Origin of the sequence: Brachybacterium sp. UMB0905, assembly GCF_002871795.1 — a bacterium.
Lineage (GTDB): Bacteria > Actinomycetota > Actinomycetes > Actinomycetales > Dermabacteraceae > Brachybacterium.
Genome location: NZ_PNHL01000003.1, coordinates 59642 through 80320 on the forward strand (window position 1 = coordinate 59642; position 20679 = coordinate 80320).

A 20679-nucleotide genomic window follows, 5' to 3' on the forward strand; every position below is an offset into this window, starting at 1 on the left:
CGGTACGATGAGGCGGTCGCTGCTGACCGGCCCGCGCCGGTCCCATCGGCCCCTCCCGCGCCGCACACTCGCGGCCGGAGACTGCAGCCCGTCCCCCGCCGCCCCGGCGGCCCCTCGCTCTCAGGAGAGTGCCCATGCCACGCGTCGTGGTCCACGTGATGCCGAAGCCCGAGATCCTCGACCCGCAGGGCAAGGCGGTCGCCGCCGCGCTGCCGCGGCTCGGCTTCGAGGGGATCTCCTCGGTGCGGCAGGGCAAGCGGTTCGAGCTCGAGGTGGACGGCGAGGTGACCGACGAGGTCCTCGCCCAGCTGCGCGAGGCCGCGACCACGCTGCTGTCCAACCCCGTGATCGAGGACGTCGTGGCGATCGACGTCGAGGAGAACTGATGCGCATCGGCGTGGTGACCTTCCCCGGCACCCTGGATGACCGCGATGCGCTGCGCGCCGTGCGTCTGGCGGGCGGGGAAGCCGTGACCCTGTGGCACGGCGATGATGACCTGCGCGACGTCCAGGCCGTGGTGCTGCCCGGCGGCTTCTCCTACGGTGATTACCTGCGCGCCGGCGCGATCAGCCGCTTCGCGCCCGTGATGGACAAGGTGGTCGACGCCGCAAAGGGCGGCATGCCGGTGCTGGGCATCTGCAACGGCTTCCAGATCCTGTGCGAGACGCACCTGCTGCCCGGCGCGATGATCAAGAACGCGCATCGCTCCTTCATCTGCCGCGACCAGCCGCTACGGGTGGAGAACACGCGCACCGCCTGGACCACGGAATACACCGACGGGCAGGTCATCCGCGTGCCGCTGAAGAACCAGGACGGCCAGTACGTGGCCGATGAGCGCACCCTCGCCGAGCTCGAGGCCGAGGGCCGCATCGTGTTCCGCTACGTGGCCAGGGCTACGCACGGCCCGGCGGGCTTCGAGGTAAACCCCAACGGCTCGCGCCATGACATCGCGGGCATCACCAACGCCGCGGGCAATGTCGTAGGGCTCATGCCGCACCCCGAGCATGCGGTCGAGACCGGCTTCGGCCCCGATCAGCCCGGGGAGGGCACCCGCACCGGCGTGGACGGCCTGGGCATGTTCACCTCGGTGCTGCGCGCCATGGCGAGCTGAGCGCGCGGGCAGGCGGGGTGCCCAACACACCGTGCGCAGCGCCCCGGGCCGACGCGCCGCTCAGACGTCGGGGCCCGCGGCGATCTGGCGCAGAGCCTCGACGTGGTCCCGCCAGCGGCGCAGCCCGTCCTTGGTCAGCGAGAGGGTGGTGCGCGGGCGCTTGCCCACAAAGCCCTTGGAAACCTGCACGAAGCCGGCCTTCTCCGGCTCACTGATCTGCTTGGACAGCACCGAGTCGGAGACCTCGACCGCATCGCGCAGGTCGGCGAAGGCCAGGTTCTCCACCGCGGCGAGCGCGGCGACGATCGAGAAGCGGACGTGATGGGCGAGCTCGGGGGCGAGGTCGAAGCGGGGGTGGGCCTTCTGCTCAGCGGTCATCGCGGCGGAACACGAGAATTGCCGCGATCCCTGCGAAGACCCAGCCCAGACCCATCAGGCCGACGAACAGCTGCGGGGCGAAATCCTCACTCGGGGCGATGCGGGAGGCCAGGTGCATGCCGAGCACGGTGAAGGTGCCGGCCACGCAGAGGATCGTGTAGAGGACGAACACAGAAGGCAAGGCACTGGGCAGCTGGCTGCGGCGGGCGTCCGCCTCGGCGAGCAGACGGCGGGCATCGGCGACGGTGGGCGCATCACCTACGGCGGCGCTGGGCGCATCACCTGCGGCGACGCCGGGCGCATCACCTGCGGCGCTGCCGACAGCAGCCGGTGCGGCGCCGGCGCCAGCTCCCTGCGGGGCGGCGGCGTGGTCGGTACGGGGTTCGGTCATGTCGGGTTCTCTTCCTGAGCGGGGCCCGGGGTGGGCCGGTCGTCGTGACACCCCACGTGCCGCAAGTACTTTTCAATTTGGCAACTACTTTCGTCGATGTGCGCCCCGACGCTCGTCGACACCTCCCCGGAGGCCACCCAGCAGGATTGACGTGCCGCTACCTACGTGCCGTACTTAGATACATGAACACCTCCACCGGCACCTCCACGGATACCTTCGCGGACGCCTCCGCCCCCGAGACCTCTCAGGCCGGCGCCGTGTCGTCCGGCGCCGGGGAGCCGACGCCTCCGTCGGCACCGGTATATCCGCCCGGATGGGTCCGGGCGCTGCTGCCGCTCGGCATTCTCTGCACGCTCGAGGAGACCGGACGTCACGGCTACGCGATCGCCCACAGCCTCGGCACGCTGGGCTTCGGCATTCCGCGCGGTGGATCGCTCTACCCGGCGCTCACCCGTCTCGAGGAATCCGGGGAGATCACCGCCCGCTGGGCACCTGGCCCATCGGGCCCGGCACGCAAGGTGTACGACCTGACCGACCGCGGCCGGGACCGCCTGCGCACAGAGCGCGCCCTGCTGCAGCGACTGCGAGAGGAGCTCGGAGCATGAGCCACGCAGACAGCACCGGACACGAACACCCCATCGACACGGACCCGGACTACCTGCGGAAGACCTTCACCGCCGCCCGCGGGGTCCCGGCCGATGGCATCTGGGCTGAGCTGGCCCTGACCCGCCTGGTCTTCGCCGATGTGCGGATCGACCTGGCCAAGACCTTCGTGGGCACCCTCGCGGCCGATGTGGCCGCCGCGGGTGAGAGCCCTGAGGAGCTCTTCGGCCCTGCCGAGGAGTGGGCGGCGCAGACCGTCACCGCCCTACGGGAGGACGGCGTGGACGTCTTCGACGATCCGCTGCGCATGTCCTTGCGCGATGCCGTGGGAACCGCGTTCTTGGTCGCGACGGGGATCGCCGTGCTCTTCGCCGTGGTGGCCGTGGCCCGCTGGCTGCTCGGGGGTGAGCCGCTGGCGCTGTCCGCCTCGATGGCGGTCGCCCCCGGCCTGCTGGGGGCTCTGCTCACCGGCCTCGCCGCCGGCTGGGGGCATCTGCGCTCCCGGCTCGCATTCCCCGTGCTCGCGGGGCTCGGGGTGCTCACGGTGATCATCGGCGCCCTGGGCATCGCCCTGCTCTTTCAGGCACTGAACCCCCTCGGGGATATCGCACCCTGGTGGGGGCTGGGCCTGATGGTCCTCGGCTACGGCACCGCGGCAGCGGCCGTGTCGGCACTCCCCTCCCGGAAAAAGCCGCCGGTCAGCACTGCGCAGCTGCCGACGAACCCGTCGCCGCTGAGCGATGAGCAGTGGCTCGAGCAGGCCCGCGCCGGGCTGCGAGAGCGGGCGGATCTGCCCGAGTCGCGGGTGCGTGAGCATCTCGAGGAGGCACGTGCCCTCGCGCAGGAAAATGCCCGCTCTCTGGACGAGGAGTTCGGCAACCCGCGCGCCTTCGCCCGCTCCCTATCCGGCGATCCGGGGCTCGCTCCCCGACGCACTGCGGTGCTGTATGCCGTGGTTGCGGTCGCCTGGGCGGTGCTGGGCAGCGCCGGGATCCTCGAGCGAGGCGGCACGGCCTGGATGGACCTCATCTACCTGGCCCTCACGGTGCTGTGCGCCTGGACGGCATGGGAGAACCTGCGGAAGGTCAGGGCCGCACGGCGCTCAGCACGGTGAAGCGGCGGTCCCGGGCACGCTCGCGCACCTGCGTGAACCGGGCCTCGAGCTGGCCGCGGTAGCGCAGATGCGAGTTGTGCACGAACCACAGCTGTCCGCCCGGAGCGAGCACCCGGGCGGCAGCATCCAGGAGGTGCTGCACGAGCGTTGCGTCGATTCCGGTGCCGTCGTGGAACGGCGGGTTCAGCAGCAGCAGGTCTGTGGACGTATCGGGCTCCCCAGCGAGCGCATCATCCCAGGTGATCCGCACGTTCGGGCGTTCGAGGTGGTTCGCGGCGAGGGTCGCGCGCGTGGAGCGGACCGCATCGGCGTCATCATTGCTGCCGAGCACCAGGGCCTCCGGGAATGCGGCGGCAAGGTAGGCGGTGAGCACCCCGTTGCCGCTCCCCAGGTCCACTGCACGCGTCGCCGTGACCTCTCCGGCGGTGACAGCGCGGTCCAGGTGGGTGAGCAGCAGGAGGCTGCCGACATCGGCCTTCGCACCGCCGAACACCCCGCCACCGCCCTGCAGGACCAGCTCGCGCTGTGTCCCTGCAATGGTCACGGGGATGGGGCCGACGGGATCCTGCGCGGCAGGGGCCTCGGCGCGGGGGCTGCTCGCCACGAGCGCGCGGGACTTGCCGACGCCGCGGGCGGCGCGGACCTCGTCGAAGCAGGTGGCTAGCGCCGCGTTCTGAGAGCGGCTCATGTGCTTGACCCGGTCGCCGAGGATCACCTCAAGATCCGTGCGGTCCGCAGCCTGTGCGTACGCGACAAGCTCCCGGGCGAGGGTCTCCAGGGCCGCGAGCCCCTTGGGGAGCCGGCCGATGACGAGGTGCGCATCGGCGCCGGTGAGGAACGCCTTCAGCGGCACCGGGTCGGGCCCGGCCGGGAGGGTGAGGCGCTGGGCGGCGACGTCGGCGGGGAACTGCGCGGCGAGCGCGGTCGCGCGGGCCTGGGAGCGGGTCCAGGACCAGACGCGGCCGCCCTCATCCCCGGTCCAGTCCAGGGCCGTGGTGGTGAGGGTGCCGGTCGCATCGCCGATGACGATCACGTCGCAGGGGCAACCGGGGCCGGTCTCCTCGGCGGCGGCGAGGATGGCCCGCTCGGTCTGGTCCGGGCTGCTCACGGTGGTGGGCTGGGCGTTCATCGGCGCATCCCTCGGCGGCCGCGGGAGCGCAGGCGGCCGTTCGGCAGCGCCGGGGCGGGCAGGGCAGCCGGGGTGTGCGCGGCGAAGGGACCGAACTGCTCATTGCCTGTTGCCAGGTGCCCGCGTTCGCGGACGATCGCGGCGATCGGTGCGTCAGCGAGGGTGCCTTCGGCGCCGATCTCCGCCTGGTAGCGGGCGCGGAACTGCTCGATCTCCTCATGGGTGCGGCCGATGAAGTTCCACCACATGATGATCTCCTCCCCCAGTGGCTCCCCGCCCAGCAGCATGACCCGCAGCGGTTCCGCGCCCTCCGCGGTCACGTCCAGGGTGCGCGTACCGTCGGGCAGCACGATGATCTCGCTGCGCTGCGCGGTGATCTGCTGCTCCCCGGTGCGTAGATGCGCGGTGCCGCGGTCCACGAGGATACCGTGCTCGAACCCGGGGTTGAGGTCCAGGTGAAGCGTCGCCCCGGCGGTGAGGTCCAGCTGCGCCATGAGCAGGTCGGTATCGGTCTGGACCGGGCTCTGATCCGTCAGCACGGTGCCGCGGGAATCGGTGGCGTGCAGGGAGCCGAGGCCTACGCGAGCCTGGGCGAGGTCGGTGGTCTGCGTGCTCGGGGTGTGGACGGTGAACTCCTGGGCGCGGAACCGGGTGCGGTCCGGCAGGGCGTACCACAGCTGCACACCATGCAGCACCGTGGTGTCCAGGGTGGAGAACTCGGAGTGGGTGATGCCGGAGCCGGCGACCATGAGGTCCACGTCCCCGGGGCGGACCAGGGTGTGGGAACCGATGGAGTCGCGGTGCGTGATCGCGCCCTCGAACAGCCAGGAGACGGTTGCGAGCCCGGTGCGCGGGTGGCGGGCCACGCGCATCCCACCACCGGCGGTGACATCGTCGGGCCCGAAGTGGTCCACGAAGCACCAGGCGCCGATGAGGGAGGTCTGCCGCGCCGGCAGGGCGCGCCGTACCGTCATCCCGCGCGGGCCGCCGAGCGGCACATCACGAGGCTCCAGGCGAAGGAACTCCTCGAGAAGGCTCATGGAGCGAGTCTACGAACGCGCCTACCCTGGCTCCATGCCCCGCTGTTTCCTCATCGACTGCGACACCGGGATCGATGACGCCATCGCCCTTGCCTATCTTGCCGCGCACCCCGCTGCCCGGATCGCGGGCATCGTCTCGACCGGCGGGAATGTGCGGACGGACCTGGTGCATCGCAACAACCGGGGGCTCGCTGAGCTGCTGGGTATCACTGCGCCGGTGGCGCGCGGCGCGGACGTCCCGCTGGTGGAGCCGCCGATGTACGCCGATGACACGCACGGCCCGGGCGGGCTGGGGCATGCCACGCTCCCGGAGTCCGCTGCCGCCGGGGATCCGCGCTGCGGCGCACAGCTGTGGGTGGACCTCGCCCGCGAGCACCCCGGGGAGCTGACCGGCCTGGTGCTGGGCCCGCACACGAATCTCGCGCTCGCCCTCGAGATCGAGCCGGAGCTGCCGCGCCTGCTCGCGGGCCTTCACATCATGGGTGGGGCGATCAACCATCGCGGCAACACGGGAGCGACCAGCGAATGGAACATCGCGGTGGACCCTGAGGCCGCCCAGCAGGTCCTCGCCGCCTTCGCCGCTGCGCCGCGCCGCCCGGTGATGGGGGCGCTGCAGGCCACCGAGCAGGTGCGGTTCACGCAGCGCGAGCTGGATGCGTTCACCGGCCTCGCGCAGGCCACGGGGCATCCGGTGGCGCAGATTCTGGTGGATGCGCTGCGGTTCTACTTTGCGTTCCATGAGGCCGACGGGTTCGGCTGGAGCGCGCATGTGCACGATCCGCTGGTCGCCGCGCACGCGCTGACCGGTGATTTCGCGAGCACCCGGCCGCTGCCGGTGGATGTGGAGCTGATGGGCACCCTGACCCGGGGACAGACCGTGGCCGATGAGCTGGGCCGCTGGGGCCGGGAGCCGAATGTTGACGTGCTCACCAATGTGTGCGCGGACGATTTCATCGCGCATCTGCTGGACACGCTCCGGTCAGCGTGGGCGGCGCCGCCGCGTCCCTGAACCGGACGATCGCAGCGCTGTTCAGCTGCCCCCGCGCAGCACCCGCACCCGAGCCTGATGCCCGCCGGAATCGAGCTTGGCGTCGCTCGTGACCAGCTCGGCACCCAGTGCCTCGGCGAGCGCGATATACGCAGCGTCATAGGCGGTGTACTGATGCCGCAGCTCCCAGATGCGCTCGGCGAGCGGTGCCGCTTCATGGCGATGGATGGTGAGCTGCGCGAAGAGGTCCCGCGCTCGATCCACCTGTGAGAGAGCGACATGACCACTCCGTGCCAAGCCGCGCAGGGCGGAGAGCACCTCGATGTCCAGCAGATGCGGTGCATGGATCTCCCCGGCGAGGAGATCGAGCAATTCCATGGGCGCGTCCCTGCCCACCAGCGCCGTGACCGCGGCGCTGGTGTCCAGGACGATCACCGTCGACCCTCGTCCCGTGCGGCGATGATCTGCTCATGAGTGGCACCACTTTCCGTGGGGCGGTCCCGCAGGCGCGCGACGATCTGCTCGTTGGTGGGCCGACGCGCGGTGAGCGTGAGCTCCTGGACCAGGTAGGCGGACAGCGACTGCCCGCGCGCGGCCGCGCGCTCCTTGAGCGTCACGGTGACGTCCGCGGGCACGTCACGGATGTAGAGCGTGGACATGCCGCCATGCTAGCAGCCTGCTAGCGGACTGGACAGTGTCCTTCCCCCTCACCCCAGCGCGCTGACCTCCACCTCGAAGCAGCGCCTGGCGGGTTTCTCGCCGCGGCCGGGCCGCCAGCCCACACAGCGCACCTCCCCCGCACCGGCGTCCTCGAACGCGACGAGCACGGTGGAGGGCAGCAGCACCGGGGCGTCGAAGGTGACGTCCCAGCGCAGCGGCCGCGAGAGGTCCACGCGCGCTTCGGTGAAGGCGCGCGAGGCGGTGTACATGCCGTGGGCGATCGCGCGCGGGAACCCGAAGGCCTTCGCGGTCAGGGCCGTGAGGTGAATGGGATTCACGTCCCCGGAGACCGCGGCATAGCGCCGCCCGGTGTCAGCACCCAGGCGCCACCGGCCCGTCGGCCGCGTAGGAGCGAACCGTTCCCGACGGCTGCCGGACTCGCCGTCCTGCGTCTGCTGTGTCTTCTCCGCCGCGTCCCCAGTCCCCGCGCCCTTGGCGAGGTAGGTGGAAACGTCGGTGGCGATGATCTGCCCGTCCTGGCCGAGGATCGTGGCGACAGCTTCGAAGGTGCGGCCCTTGCGGTGGGGCCTGAGGTCCCGCACTCGGCACTCCACGTCCACGAGCTCCCCGACCTTCACCGGCCGATGCTGAAGCACCTGGTTTCGCAGATGCACCACGCCCAGCAGTGGGAAGGGGAAGTCGCGGCGGGCCATGAGCGCAAGCGCCACGGGAAAGGCGAGCACATGCAGCACTCCGGGGTGGACGAGGTCCGTCGCGGCCCCGCCCATGAGATGGTCGAAGTCCCGAGCCCGTTCGGCGTCGATCCGCACCTTCCGCACGCGGTAGGCGATGCTCGGCAGGCGCGGCTCGCGCCCTCCCCCGCCCCGCTTCGTCCGCGGGTCGAGCGCGGCCGCGTAGATCGCGGGGAACGAGGGGACGTCGGAGAGGTCCTTGATCCGCTCCTCGCCGCTGCGGGAGGCGTCGTGGCGGTTCATCCCACTCACCGCCCCACCATGTTCTGGCCGCACACCCGCAGCGTGGTGCCGCGGATGCCGCCGGCCTCCGATGACGCCAGGAAGCTCACCGCTTCGGCGACGTCCACCGGCAGTCCGCCCTGCTGCAGGGAGTTCACCCGCCGGGCGACCTCGCGGGTGAGGGCGGGCATGCGGGCGGTCATCTCGGTCTCGATGAAGCCGGGGGCGACGGCGTTGGCCGTGCCACCCAGCGGGTCGAGCTGCGCGGCGAGCGCCTCGACAAAAGCCATCACCCCGGCCTTGGAGGCGGCGTAGTTGGTCTGGCCGCGGTTGCCGGCGATGCCGCTGGTGGAGGCGAGCGAGACCACGCGCGGATGTGAGCCGAGCACCTCCCGCTGCTCGAGCAGATTCTGCATCATCGCGATCTGGCTGGTGATGTTCACGGCCAGCACGCTGTCCCAGCGCGCGGCATCCATATTGGCGAACATCTTGTCGCGCGTGATGCCGGCGTTCAGCACGATCACATCGAGCACCTTCCCGCGCTCACGCAGGAAGGAGACCAGGCGCTGCCCGGCGTCATCCGCGGTGACATCAAGCTGCAGCGGGGTGGCGCGCAGCTCATTGGCGAGCCGGGCGAGCTCGGTGCCGGCCGCGGGGACGTCGAGAACCACGAGGTCCGCGCCGTCCTTCGCGAGTGTTCGGGCGATCGCCGCGCCGATGCCGCGGGCCGCGCCGGTGACCAGGGCGGTGCGGCCGGCGAGCGGCCGGGACAGGTCCTCGGCGGCATGTCCGTCGGCCGTGGCGACAGTGATGAACTGCCCGGCGATGAAGGCGCTGCGGGCCGAGAGCAGGAACCGCAGCGCGCCCACGACGGACGGCGAATCGAGATCGACCCCGTCGGCCACGAGGATGCCGTTGGCCGTGCCGCCACCGCGCATCTCATGGGCGAGGGAGCGCAGGAATCCCTCGACGCCGCCGCGGGCGGCATCCCGCGCGGGGTCCTCGCCGGTGGCGGGCCGGGAGATCGTGACCACGCGCGCGCCCGGGGCGAGGGAGCGCATGGCGCCAGCGAGCGGCAGCACCAGCTCGCCGAGGTCGCTGGGGGCGGTGATCTCATCGGCGACGATCACGACGGTGCCGACGCTGCGCAGCTCCTCGAAGCGGCGCCGCACATCCACGCCCTGCTTCAGCAGCAGGTGAGCGATGGTGTCAGCACCATTGGAGGCGCCGAGCACGACAGCGGGGCCCAGCAGCGCCTCGGGGCGGTCCTCACGGCGCGGCAGGCGGGCGGGGCGCGGCAGGCCCAGCTGCTTGGCGAGGGCCTTGCCGGGTCCGGTGCGGACCAGACGGGTGTAGGTGTCGGTCATGGTCTCTCCTGGAGGGCTCGGCGGGGCGGTCAGGCGGTCGCGGATTCGAGCAGCAGCACGGTGCCCTGCCCGGCGGCGGCGCACACCGAGATGAGGCCGCGCTGAGTGCGTCCGGTCTCCTGGGCGCGCTGATGCAGGAGCTTGGCGAGGGTTGCGACGAGGCGCCCGCCGGTGGCGGCGAAGGGATGCCCGGCGGCGAGCGAGGAACCGGTGACGTTCAGCTTCTCCCGGTCGATCGTCCCGAGCGCCTGCTCGCGGCCCAGCTTCTCGCGGCAGAATTCCTCGGATTCCCAGGCCGCAAGGGTGGACAGCACGGTGGAGGCGAAGGCTTCGTGGATCTCCACGAGGTCCAGGTCCTGCAGGGTGAGGCCGTGTGCGTCCAGCAGCTCCGGCACCGCGTAGGCGGGAGCCATGAGCAGGCCCTCCTTGCCGTGCACGAAGTCCACGGCGGCGCTGCGGGAGTCGACCACACGGGCCAGCGGCGCAAGGCCCTTGCTGGCCGCGTATTCGGCGGTGCCAAGCAGCACGGCGGAAGCACCATCGGACAGCGGGGTGGAGTTCCCGGCGGTCATCGTGGGTTCGGCCACCTCGGGGCTCTTCACGCCGAAGACGGGCTTCAGGGAGGCGAGCTTCTCAAGGCTCGAGTCGGGGCGGAGGTTCTGGTCCTTCCCCAGGCCCCGGTACCCGGTGATGAGGTCATCGAAGAACCCGGCGTCATACGCGGCGGCGAGCTTCTGGTGGCTGGCGAGCGCGAGCTCGTCCTGCGCCTGGCGGCTGATGCCCCACTGTGCGCCGGTGAGGGCCTGGTGCTCGCCCATCGACAGGCCCGTACGGGGCTCGGAGTTACGCGGGGCCGACGGGGCGAGGTCCGCGGGGCGAATCGCCGACAGGGCCTTGACGCGCTGCAGCGCGGTCTTGGCCGAGAACGCGCGGTGGAGGATGCGGCGCAGGCGCGGGGTCACCTCGATGGGGGCGTCGGAAGCGGAGTCCACGCCGCAGGCGATGCCGGAGGTGAAGCGGCCCAGGCGGATCCCGTCGGCCACGTGCACGGTGGTCTCCAGGCCCGTCGCGCAGGCCTTGGACATGTCCACGGCGGGGGTGCGGGGATCCAGCGGCGTGCCCAGCGCGCTCTCGCGGGTGAGGTTGAGGTCTGCGGCGAGCTTCAGCACGGCGCCTCCGGCGATGGTGCCGAGCTTCTCGCCCTGCAGGCCGAAACGGGCCACGAGCCCCTCGAGGGCGGCGGTGAGCAGGTCCTTCTCGGAGATTCCGGCGTAGGGGCCGCCGGAGCGGGCGAACGGAATACGGTTGCCGCCCAGGATCAGGGCGTCGCGCGGGGTCTCGGTCACGGTGGGGCACCTCTTCGTGGTCGGCGTGGTCGTGATCTGCGTGGTCGTGGTCGGTGTGATGGTGGTCAGTGCGGTCGCGGTCGGAGTGCGTCCCTGGGCCGCGGGGGACGGCACTGCCCGTCGGGGGTGCAGCGGCCCTCGAACCCGCCGCAGCGGGTCATATCCCGTCGGATCCCGTCGGACACTTTACATAGAACCGGGAGTACTTGATACCGTAGGTCGCGTGAATGCGACGACGCAAGCCCCCGTGGACGGCCGCTCCGCCCGCTGGGCCCAGCACCGTGAGGAGCGGCGGGCCGCACTGCTGGATGTGGCCCGCCACCTGATCCATGAGCGCGGACCGGACGTGACAATGGAAGACATCGCCAGCGCCTCCGGCACCTCGAAGTCCATCGTCTACCGCTACTTCGAGGACAAGGCGCATCTGCAGCGCGAGCTGGGCCGGGCGATCTTGGCCTCGATGCACCGCAAGCTCATCGCGCAGCTCGAGGAGCTCGAACAGCGGCTGGGGCGCGAGCCCGAACCGGCCGAGCGCATCCACGCCATGATCTTCGCCTACGTCGAGACCGCCCGCCGCTCCCCCGGCGTGTACCGCTTCATCACCCGGCCCAGCGACGGGCTGAACCATTTCCTGGAATCGATCTCGCGCCTGGTCGCCTCCTTCCTGCCCGATGGGACGCCCGCCCCGCAGGTGTGGGCGCACGGGGCCGTCGGCTTCGTGGAGAGCGCCGTGGACACCTGGATGACAGCGGATGAGGAGTCCTCCCGCCGGCCCGACCCCGCTACCGCCCGCCTGACCTCCGATCAGCTCGTGACCCATCTGGTCACCTGGCTCATGAAGGGACTGACCCCATGACCGTCGATGCCCGCTCCCCCCGCACCTCCGATGCGCCGCTCGTCTCCGCCACCCCCACCGGCCCGATCCCGCTGCCGCCGCCGGATGGCCCCCGCCTGGACCCGGATCTGGTCTCCACCGCACTGAAGGGCCGCTGGGCCGCCTCCCGCGATGCCGCCCGGGAGCGGGCGGCCCGGCCCGAGCTGCACCGCCCGCTGGATGTGACGATCTCAGAGCACCGTGAGCGCGTCTTCGAACAGATGCAGCTGCTGGCCAAGGAGCAGGTCTCCTTCCCGATGCTGCCCGAGCACCTGGGCGGCCCCAATGACAACGGCGCCAACGTCTCCGCCTTCGAGGAGCTCGTGGTCGCCGACCCCTCCCTGCAGATCAAGGCGGGTGTGCAGTGGGGGCTGTACACCTCGGCAATCATCCAGCTGGGCGATGAGGAGCAGCAAAAGCGCTGGGTGCCCGATGCGATGAGCCTCAAGACCCCCGGGGCGTTCGCCATGACGGAGATCGGCCACGGCTCCGATGTGCAGTCCCTGGCGACCACCGCGACCTTCGACCCTGAGGGCGGCGAGGACGGCGAGTGGATCATCCACACCCCGTTCCGCGCCGCCTGGAAGGACTACCTGGGCAATGCCGCCCTGCACGCGAAGGCCGCGACCGTGTTCGCGCGCCTCATCACCCGCGGCGTGGACCACGGGGTGCACTGCTTCTACGTGCCGGTGCGGGATGACGACGGCGAGCTGCTGCCCGGGGTCTCGAGCGAGGACGACGGCGAGAAGGGCGGCCTGAACGGCATCGACAACGGACGCCTCGCCTTCGACCACGTGCGCGTTCCGCGGCGGAACCTGCTGAACCGCTACGGGGATGTGGCGCCCGACGGCACCTACACCTCCCCCATCGAATCCCCTGGCCGACGCTTCTTCACGATGCTCGGCACCCTCGTACAGGGACGCGTGTCCCTGGACGGCGCCGCGAACCGCGCCTGCCAGCTGGCCCTGCACATCGCGATCACCTACGCCACGCAGCGCCGCCAGTTCACCGCCGCGGACCCCACGCAGGAGACCGTGCTGATGGACTACCAGGCCCATCTGCACCGCCTGCTGCCGAGGCTCGCCGCCACCTACGCCGGCGCCTTCGCCCACGAGCAGCTGCTGCAGGCCTTCGACGACGTGTTCTCCGGCCGCGGTGACACCCCCGAAGGCCGCGAGGACCTCGAGACCCTGGCCGCCGCGCTCAAGCCCACCTCCACCCGCCTGGCCCTGGACACCATCCAGGAATGCCGGGAGGCCTGCGGAGGCGCCGGCTTCATGGCGGAGAACCAGCTGGTGGGTCTGCATCAGGATCTCGACGTGTACGCCACCTTCGAGGGTGACAACACGGTGCTGCTGCAGCTGGTGGCCAAGCGCCTGCTGGCCGACTACACGAGCGAGCTGAAGAGCGTGGACCGCGCCGGGATCGGCCGCTTCATCGCCCAGCGCGCCGAGGTGCTGGCCCGGCGCCACACCCCCTGGGCGGATCTCTCGCAGTCGATCGCCGATCGCGGCGACCGTCGGCGCGCCTTCGACTCCCTGCGCTCCGCGGAGTTCCAGGAAGAGGTGCTGGCCGCGCGGGCCCGCGTGAAGGTCGAGGAGGTAGCGCTCGCCCTGCGGCCGGCCGCGAAGATGAGCCCGGCCGATGCGGCCGCGCATGTGAACAAGCATCAGGTGGAGATGCTCGATGCTGCCCGGGCACATGCGGACCTGGTGCGCTGGCGGGCCTTCACCGCCGGGATCTCGGCGATCGAGGATGCGGGCAGCCGCACGGTGCTCACCGATGTGCGGGACCTGTTCGGGCTCACGCTCATCGAGGATGACCTGGCGTGGTTCCTGCTCTCGGGCCAGCTCTCGGCCCAGCGTGGGCGGCAGATCTCGGCCGATGTGCGCCGTCTGCTCTGGCGTCTGCGCCCCCATGTGCTGGATCTCGTGGAGGCCTTCGACATCCGGCCCGGGCATGTGCGCGCCCCGATCGCCCTCGGCGGGGAGCAGCAGCGGCAGGAGGAGGCCGCCGCTTATTACCGGGCGCAGCGAGCGAGCGCGGACGCTCCGGTCAGTGAGAAGGCGCTGCGGGACCGCGAGAAGCAGGCCCGCCGCGGCGGTGGCGGGCGCGCCCGGCGCCGCTGAGGTTCCGGTCTCTCACCACAGCCCCGGGCGGGGATCCATCGCCCGGTGCGTGCGGATGGTGCGGCCGATCGCCCTGACCAGCGGGTCCAGGGTGTGCAGGCCGTCGTGGAGGTCATAGTCGCGCACGTCCACCCGCACCACGGGACACGCGGTGAACGAGCTGATCCACTGCTCGTACCGGGAGTGCAGGTGCCGCCAGTAGTCCACGTCGGTCTCGACCTCCATCGAGCGGCCGCGCCGGGCGATCCGCGCGAGCACCTCGTCCAGATCCGCCTCGAGGTAGATCAGCAGGTCCGGCGGCGGGAAGTACGGCGTCATCGCCATCGCCGCGAACAGCTCCGTGTAGGTGCGGTAGTCCTCCGGGCTCATCGTGCCCTGCTCGGCGTGCATCGCGGCGAAGATGTCGGCATCCTCGTAGATCGAGCGGTCCTGCACGAACCCGCCGCCGTACTCGAACATGCGCTTCTGCTCCTTGAAGCGCTCAGCCAGGAAGTAGATCTGCAGGTGGAAGCTCCACCGCTCGAAGTCGTCGTAGAAGCGCTCGAGGTACGGGTTGCCGTCGACGGACTCAAACGAGGTCTTGAAGCCCAGCCGCTCGGCCAGCGCCGCGGTCAGCGAGGACTTTCCGATGCCGACGGTGCCGGCGATGGTGATGATCGCATCGGTCGGGACGCCGCCGGCGGCATCCGGCAGCTCCAGAGCCTCGTTCTGCTCAGTGTTCTGCTCTGGGCTCTGCGCAGTGCTCTGCTCTGGGTTCTGCTCGGTGCTCATCGCTCCTCCTCCCCGCTGCGCTGCATGGCCTGCGGCGCATCGGCCGTGTCATCGTCGGCGCCCTTGCGTCCGGTGAGGTCCAGGCGGTGCTGCCCCAGCTCCGCCGCGGCGCGCACAGTCTCCAGGATGCTCTCGAGGTCCGCGGGGCGGGAGACGAAGTCCATGGTGGTCGTGTCGATCTCCACCGAGCGCAGCCCTTTCTCCCGCAGCGAGGCGGCGTAGTCGTGGTAGTCCTCGCGCAGATCCAGCAGGTACCGGTCGGTGATGAGGTGCTCGGTCTCGCGTCCGCGCCGCTCGATGCGTCGGCGCAGCACCGGCAGCTGGGCATCGAGGATCACGGTCAGATCCGGCTGCGGCAGACCGTCCACGAGGATGTCGTAGACCGCCTCGAGCTTCGCGAGCTCCTCCGGGCCCAGCGTGCGCCGCGCGAAGATGAGGTTCTTGTGGATGTTGTAGTCGCTGACCACTCCGGCGCTGCGGCCCCGCAGATCCCGCAGCTGCGTGTAGCGGCTGGTGAGGAAGAACATCTCGGTCTGGAAGGACCACTTTTGGATATCGCTGTAGAACTCGGCGAAGAACGGGTTCTCCCCGACGATCTCGGGCTGCTCGCGCAGCCCCCAGCGCTCAGACACCGCGTGCATGAGCGATGTCTTCCCCACGCCGATGGGGCCCTCCACGGCGATGAACATCTCCTGGACCACGAGCTCTTCTCTCCTCACCGCGGCGCTGCTCCGATGCCCGGGGCGTCCCGGGCAGAGACCTCACTGTAGGCCCGGCGGGGGACGAAGCAGCCCTCCACGGCGGGCCGACGGCGCACAGATCACGTCGGCCCCTGCCCACTGCCGCCCCCTGTGCCCTCCGCCACCTCCGGTGCCACCGGGCGCGCCGCGCGCCGCCGTAGACTGTGGGGGCCGCGCTATCGGCACCCCCGTACCTCGCCACCAGAACGGATCACCTGCTGCGATGACCGCTGAGCACTCCCCCGCCGCCTCCTCTGCCGCCGCCGCGGAGGTGGACACCGTCGAGCATGCCGCCGCCACCCCGGAGCAGACGCAGCCCTACGCCGATCTGGGGCTGAAGGAGGACGAGTACACGCTGATCCGCGAGATCCTGGGGCGCCGACCCACGAACGCGGAGCTGGCCATGTACTCGGTGATGTGGTCCGAGCACTGCTCCTACAAGTCCTCCAAGAAGCATCTGCGCACCTTCGGGCAGCGCACCACCGAGGCGATGCGCGAGAAGCTCCTGGTGGGCATGGGAGAGAACGCCGGCGTGGTGGACATCGGCGACGGCTGGGCGGTGACCTTCAAGGTCGAGTCCCACAACCACCCCTCCTATGTGGAGCCCTACCAGGGGGCGGCCACCGGCGTGGGCGGCATCGTGCGCGACATCATCTCGATGGGCGCCCGGCCGGTCGCGGTCATGGATCAGCTGCGCTTCGGCGCCGTGGACCATCCGGACACCGCCCGCGTAGTGCACGGTGTGGTCTCCGGGATCGGCGGCTACGGCAACTCGCTGGGCCTGCCGAACATCGGCGGGGAGACCGTGTTCGATGCCGCCTACCAGACCAACCCGCTGGTGAACGCGCTCGCCGTGGGGGTGCTGCGCCATGAGGACATCCACCTGGCCTCCGCCACCGGCGCCGGCAACAAGGTGGTGCTGTTCGGCGCGCGCACCGGCGGCGACGGCATCGGCGGCGCGTCGATCCTGGCCTCGGAGACCTTCGAGGACGAGGGCCCGGCCAAGCGGCCCAGCGTCCAGGTGGGCGACCCGTTCATGGAGAAGGTCCTCATCGAGTGCTGCCTGGAGCTGTTCGCGGCCGGCACCGTGGAGGGCATCCAGGACCTCGGCGCGGCCGGGATCTCCTGCGCCACCAGCGAGCTCGCGGCCAATGGCGGCTCCGGCATGCATATCCATCTCGAGGAGGTGCTGCTGCGGGACCCCACCCTGAACGCCGGGGAGATCCTCATGAGCGAGTCGCAGGAGCGCATGATGGCGGTGGTCGCGCCGGAGAAGCTCGAGGAGTTCTTGGCGATCGCCGCGCGCTGGGATGTTGAAGCCGCGGTGATCGGCGAGGTCACCGGCAACGGGCGGCTGACGATCGATCATCACGGCCACCGGATCGTGGATGTGGATCCGATGACCGTGGCTGTGGACAGCCCCGTCTACGACCGCCCCTACGCTCGCCCCGACTGGCAGGATGCGCTGCAGGCCGACCGCGCGGAGGACCTCCCCCGCCCGGAGAGCGCCGAGGAGATCGCCGCGACGCTGCGCACCCTGATCGCCTCCCCGAATCTTGCCTCCGCCGGGTGGGTCACCGACCAGTACGACCGGTACGTCGGCGGCAACACGGCGCTGGCCATGCCCGATGACGCCGGGGTGCTGCGCGTGGATGAGAGCACCGGGCGCGGTATCGCGATCTCCACGGACGCCAACGGTCGCTACGCGAAGCTCGACCCGCGCACCGGTGCTCAGCAGGCCCTCGCCGAGGCGTACCGCAATGTCGCCACCACCGGGGCGGTGCCGCTGGCGGTCACGGACTGCCTGAACTTCGGCTCCCCCGAAGATCCGGGGCCGATGTGGCAGCTCGTCGAGGCGATCGGCGGTCTCGCCGAGGCCTGCGAGGCCCTCGAGGTGCCGGTCACCGGCGGCAACGTCTCGCTCTACAACTCCACCGGAGAGCCGGGGCTGATCGACTCCGCGATCCACCCCACCCCCGTCGTCGGCGTGCTGGGCGTGCTGGCCGATGTGGCGCGCCGCGTGCCGACGGGCTGGCAGGACGATGATCTGCAGGTACTGCTGCTGGGCACCACGCGCGAAGAGCTCTCCGGCTCCGCCTGGGCCGATGTCATGCACCAGCACCTGGGCGGTCTGCCGCCCCGCGTGGACCTCGAGGCGGAGAAGGCGCTCGCCCGCGTGCTGATCACCGCGGCCGATGAGAGCCTGGGCAGCGCCGCGCATGACCTCTCCCAGGGCGGTCTCGCCCAGACCCTCGTGGAGTGCGTGACCCGCTTCGGCGTCGGCGCGCAGGTGGACCTCGGCGTGCTGACCGCGCGCGATGGCGTGGATACGTTCACGGCCCTGTTCTCCGAATCGCAGGCCCGCGCCGTCGTGGCGGTGCCGTCAGAGAAGGTCGAGCGTCTGCAGCAGGTGGCCGCGGAGCATGGCGTGCCGATGCTGCGCCTGGGCACAACCGGCGGAGACGCCCTCGCGATCGAGGGCGTCGGCGAGTTCGGTATGGCGGAGCTGCGGGAGCTGCGGGAGGGCACGCTGCCGCGCTACTTCGGCTGAGGCGGGACGCAGGCACAGCGGCCAGCCCCGGCGGAATCGGGAAAGGCCGCTGCGGTCGAGCTCAGCCCCGCAGCCGCCGCAGCACTCGGCGAGCCACGCGAGCACCGTGATGTGCGCCGGCGGCCAGGACCTCGCGGGCGCCCCTGCGCAGTGAGGGAGCCGAGTGCTGCGCCTGATGCTGCTGGAGCTGATGTTTTTCGATGCGTTCCAGGCGCACGGTCAGGTCTGCGAGCATCTCCTGGAGCTGTTCGCTCTGCCGGTCGGCGGTGTGCGCGATGAACAGGGGCAGGCCGATCCCATGCTGGTCGGTCCATTCCCGCAGCGCCCTGTCGCGCAGTCTGCGATCAGCGCTGATATGCAACGCGTCCTGGGCGTACATCGAGTTCGCGGAGTCACCGTGGGCGACCAGGCGATGGCGCCACTGCGCGAGCGGACGATCCACGAAGGCGAAGGGGCGCAGCGCGATCGCACGCAGGTAGAACTCGTAGTCACCCACGACACGGAAGCTCTCGTCGTAGGGGCCGACGGCCTCATGCAGGCTCCGCCGGTAGAGCACGCCGATGGGGACCGTGCGGTTCAGCTGCATCATCTCCAGCAGCCGCACCTCATCGAGCTGTCCCCAATGGATGTGACCGCCTTCCTCGACGATTCCCGCGCTGATCTCCCGCTCATAGACGAGCTGGATCTGCACCGCCGCCGCGTCCACCTCGGGGCGGGCCTCGAGCTCGGCGATGGTGTCCTGCAGGAACAGCGGGCTCCACGTGTCGTCGTCATCGTGGATGACGAGCAGCGGAGCGCTCGAGGCGGCGATCCCGACGTTGCTGGCCTGCTCCATCCCGGTGCTGTGCGTGCGATGGAGCACGCGGGCTCGTCCCGCCAGGAGCTCGGCGTACCGATCGACCACTTCTTCGACGATCGCCCGGTCACCACAGTCGTTGACGATGACCAGCTCCCAGTCCTGGCGGCTCTGGGAGATGACGTCCTGCAGCGCCCGGTCCAGCATCGTGGGCCGGTTGCGGGTGCGCATGATGATCGCGACCGCCGGTGCGGGCGGGGCGGAGGGCTCCACAGCCTCGGTATCGGGGGCCCGATAGGGGGCCAGGAGCTGCGTGAGCTCCCCGGTGAAGCGGGGACGGGCGGCGGGCTGCTCGGTGAGCATCTCGGGCAGGCCGGGGCAGTTTTTGCGGTCGTGGTCTCTGCGCAGGACCTGATCGACGTGGTGCCACCAGGACCGCTGACGCTCCAGGGCGGCCTGGCGCCCTTCCCGCAGGGTCTGTGCTTCGCCCTCGGAGTCCGCGACCACCGCGTCGACCAGCTCGTCGATCAGCGCCCGGCAGGGAGTCTGCAGGACCGGGTCCCACAGGGCGCTGCAGGGAACCGTCGCGTCACGGAGCCCGAGGGTCTCGAAGGCGCCTTCTGTGCGGATGCGTCCGTAATGGTTCAGCGGGAGCGCGAGCACACCGGATTCGGTGGCCGCTCCCAGCACCGCGGGGTGAAAGCGGGTGGTCAGCACCCAGCGGGCCGAGGCGACCTTCTGCACCGCGTCGACATCGCGCAGCAGGGGCAGCAGCTCCACCTCCCCGTCGAGTCGCTCTGCGAGCTCTTCGTGCAGGGCGAGATCTCCCCCACCGTCGTCGGGATCGGCCATATGTGCAAGCAGCTCGATACTCGCGCCCGTGCGGCTCACCAGGCTCGCCAGAGCCGTCGCAGCGATCTGCAGGTACGGCTCGCGCTCCAGCGGATCGGGGTCTGCTCCGAGGGTGACGGAGATGACGTTGCGCTGCTGTGGTATGTCCGCCACCAGGGCGAGGGCGTCATCGGGGATCAGGCCGAGTCGCGGATGCTCCGGGACCAAGCTCCGGGCCAGGCGCAGGCTGGCCATGTCACGCACCGCCACGCTCGTGCACAGCTCCAGCAGTTCCCCGAGCAGCGCACGGTCCGACGGCATCAGCTCGGGCCCCAGGGTCTGTCCGCTGAGGATCACCGGCAGCCCGAGGGAGCGGGCCACCAGGGCGGTGGCCAGCCGTTCGGACAGCAGCCAGCCATAGCGGGAGTTCAGGCCCCCTCCCCCGCCGATGACCAGAGCGTCCACGTCACGCATCGCCTCGATGAAGCCGAACAGCTTGTCCCCGCCGTCCAGGGCCTCGGGCCGACCATCGAGCACAGCCCGGATCTCGGCGAGGTAGCGGGTGCGATCCTCCAGCGGCCAGGGGAAAACCAGCGCCGGGATCTCCGGGCGCTCGGGGGATTGGCCCGGCCCGGTCTTCTCCTGACGTGACAACCGCACCACCGTGTGGCCGCGTGCCCGGAGCAGCTGCTCCTCAGCAGTGAAGATCGCTTCATCACCGACGTGGTAAACGCGTTGGTCCACGTCGCACAGCAGCGCTACGCGCATGAATCCTCCCTCGGGGCGGGCTCTCGGGATGAGGAGCCCGGACGCCCGAGGCTCATCCTGTCACGTCCCACCGCGCACAAGGCACTGCCCGCGTCAGCGCGTTCGGGGGCTCGGGGCT

At 70.8% G+C, this 20679-nt stretch carries 20 protein-coding genes; 8 read left to right on the forward strand and 12 right to left on the reverse strand.

The window, feature by feature from the left end; translation table 11 throughout:
- The first annotated feature begins 134 nt into the window (after window positions 1-134).
- Window positions 135-386, forward strand: coding sequence for a phosphoribosylformylglycinamidine synthase subunit PurS (gene purS / locus CJ197_RS03260; protein WP_102235330.1), 252 nt, complete (start codon window positions 135-137; stop codon window positions 384-386).
- A complete protein-coding gene (gene purQ, locus CJ197_RS03265) occupies window positions 386-1111 on the forward strand; it encodes a phosphoribosylformylglycinamidine synthase subunit PurQ (protein ID WP_102235331.1) in 726 nt (241 codons plus the stop codon). The genes purS and purQ overlap by 1 nt, the downstream gene beginning before the upstream one ends.
- Before the next feature lie 60 nt (window positions 1112-1171).
- Here the strand turns inward: purQ and CJ197_RS03270 are convergent, their stop codons facing one another.
- Together CJ197_RS03270 and CJ197_RS03275 are read right to left on the reverse strand one after the other, a co-directional pair.
- Window positions 1172-1489: a transcriptional regulator gene (locus CJ197_RS03270; RefSeq protein ID WP_102235332.1), complete on the reverse strand. Its 318-nt coding sequence runs from the start codon at window positions 1487-1489 to the stop codon at window positions 1172-1174.
- Window positions 1479-1880, reverse strand: coding sequence for a hypothetical protein (locus CJ197_RS03275; RefSeq protein ID WP_102235333.1), 402 nt, complete (start codon window positions 1878-1880; stop codon window positions 1479-1481). The genes CJ197_RS03270 and CJ197_RS03275 overlap by 11 nt, the downstream gene beginning before the upstream one ends.
- A gap of 182 nt (window positions 1881-2062) precedes the next feature.
- Between CJ197_RS03275 and CJ197_RS03280 the strand changes: the two genes are divergently transcribed.
- Together CJ197_RS03280 and CJ197_RS03285 are read left to right on the forward strand one after the other, a co-directional pair.
- Window positions 2063-2485 (forward strand): PadR family transcriptional regulator, encoded by a 423-nt coding sequence (locus CJ197_RS03280; protein WP_102235334.1) that lies wholly within the window; start codon window positions 2063-2065, stop codon window positions 2483-2485.
- Window positions 2482-3597 (forward strand): hypothetical protein, encoded by a 1116-nt coding sequence (locus CJ197_RS03285; protein WP_102235335.1) that lies wholly within the window; start codon window positions 2482-2484, stop codon window positions 3595-3597. Before CJ197_RS03280 ends, CJ197_RS03285 begins: the two co-directional genes overlap by 4 nt.
- Here CJ197_RS03285 and CJ197_RS03290 read toward each other — a convergent pair.
- Together CJ197_RS03290 and CJ197_RS03295 are read right to left on the reverse strand one after the other, a co-directional pair.
- Window positions 3569-4726 (reverse strand): class I SAM-dependent methyltransferase, encoded by a 1158-nt coding sequence (locus tag CJ197_RS03290; RefSeq protein WP_102235336.1) that lies wholly within the window; start codon window positions 4724-4726, stop codon window positions 3569-3571. The genes CJ197_RS03285 and CJ197_RS03290 overlap by 29 nt on opposite strands.
- Window positions 4723-5766, reverse strand: coding sequence for a pirin family protein (locus CJ197_RS03295; RefSeq protein WP_102235337.1), 1044 nt, complete (start codon window positions 5764-5766; stop codon window positions 4723-4725). The genes CJ197_RS03290 and CJ197_RS03295 overlap by 4 nt, the downstream gene beginning before the upstream one ends.
- Window positions 5767-5800: 34 nt before the next feature.
- On the opposite strand from CJ197_RS03295, the gene CJ197_RS03300 reads away from it, so the two are divergent.
- Complete coding sequence (locus CJ197_RS03300; RefSeq protein WP_102235547.1) at window positions 5801-6775, forward strand: nucleoside hydrolase; 975 nt, start codon at window positions 5801-5803, stop codon at window positions 6773-6775.
- Between the two features lie 21 nt (window positions 6776-6796).
- On the opposite strand, the gene CJ197_RS03305 is transcribed toward CJ197_RS03300, so the two are convergent.
- Genes CJ197_RS03305 through CJ197_RS03325 form a run of 5 tightly spaced genes read right to left on the reverse strand, consistent with a single transcriptional unit; the run spans window position 6797 to window position 11101 of the window.
- On the reverse strand, window positions 6797-7189 hold the full coding sequence (locus CJ197_RS03305) for a type II toxin-antitoxin system VapC family toxin (protein ID WP_102235338.1): 393 nt from the start codon (window positions 7187-7189) through the stop codon (window positions 6797-6799).
- Entirely contained in the window at window positions 7186-7413 is a 228-nt protein-coding gene (locus CJ197_RS03310) for an antitoxin (protein ID WP_102235339.1), read from the reverse strand. The genes CJ197_RS03305 and CJ197_RS03310 overlap by 4 nt, the downstream gene beginning before the upstream one ends.
- A gap of 48 nt (window positions 7414-7461) precedes the next feature.
- Window positions 7462-8409: a MaoC/PaaZ C-terminal domain-containing protein gene (locus CJ197_RS03315; RefSeq protein WP_102235340.1), complete on the reverse strand. Its 948-nt coding sequence runs from the start codon at window positions 8407-8409 to the stop codon at window positions 7462-7464.
- A gap of 5 nt (window positions 8410-8414) precedes the next feature.
- Window positions 8415-9755 carry a 3-oxoacyl-ACP reductase gene (locus CJ197_RS03320; protein WP_102235341.1) on the reverse strand — a complete coding sequence of 447 codons (1341 nt, stop codon included), beginning with the start codon at window positions 9753-9755 and terminating at the stop codon, window positions 8415-8417.
- Between the two features lie 29 nt (window positions 9756-9784).
- A complete protein-coding gene (locus CJ197_RS03325; RefSeq protein WP_102235548.1) occupies window positions 9785-11101 on the reverse strand; it encodes an acetyl-CoA C-acetyltransferase in 1317 nt (438 codons plus the stop codon).
- Between the two features lie 223 nt (window positions 11102-11324).
- Between CJ197_RS03325 and CJ197_RS03330 the strand changes: the two genes are divergently transcribed.
- Window positions 11325-11957, forward strand: coding sequence for a TetR/AcrR family transcriptional regulator (locus tag CJ197_RS03330; RefSeq protein ID WP_102235342.1), 633 nt, complete (start codon window positions 11325-11327; stop codon window positions 11955-11957).
- Complete coding sequence (locus tag CJ197_RS03335) at window positions 11954-14104, forward strand: acyl-CoA dehydrogenase (RefSeq protein ID WP_102235343.1); 2151 nt, start codon at window positions 11954-11956, stop codon at window positions 14102-14104. Before CJ197_RS03330 ends, CJ197_RS03335 begins: the two co-directional genes overlap by 4 nt.
- A 12-nt stretch (window positions 14105-14116) precedes the next feature.
- Here the strand turns inward: CJ197_RS03335 and CJ197_RS03340 are convergent, their stop codons facing one another.
- Entirely contained in the window at window positions 14117-14875 is a 759-nt protein-coding gene (locus CJ197_RS03340) for a deoxynucleoside kinase (protein ID WP_102235344.1), read from the reverse strand.
- Complete coding sequence (locus CJ197_RS03345) at window positions 14872-15576, reverse strand: deoxynucleoside kinase (RefSeq protein ID WP_233190629.1); 705 nt, start codon at window positions 15574-15576, stop codon at window positions 14872-14874. Before CJ197_RS03345 ends, CJ197_RS03340 begins: the two co-directional genes overlap by 4 nt.
- Before the next feature lie 262 nt (window positions 15577-15838).
- On the opposite strand from CJ197_RS03345, the gene purL reads away from it, so the two are divergent.
- Complete coding sequence (gene purL / locus CJ197_RS03350; protein ID WP_102235345.1) at window positions 15839-18166, forward strand: phosphoribosylformylglycinamidine synthase subunit PurL; 2328 nt, start codon at window positions 15839-15841, stop codon at window positions 18164-18166.
- 61 nt (window positions 18167-18227) lie between these two features.
- On the opposite strand, the gene CJ197_RS03355 is transcribed toward purL, so the two are convergent.
- On the reverse strand, window positions 18228-20561 hold the full coding sequence (locus tag CJ197_RS03355) for a polysaccharide pyruvyl transferase family protein (RefSeq protein WP_102235346.1): 2334 nt from the start codon (window positions 20559-20561) through the stop codon (window positions 18228-18230).
- Window positions 20562-20679 lie beyond the last annotated feature (118 nt).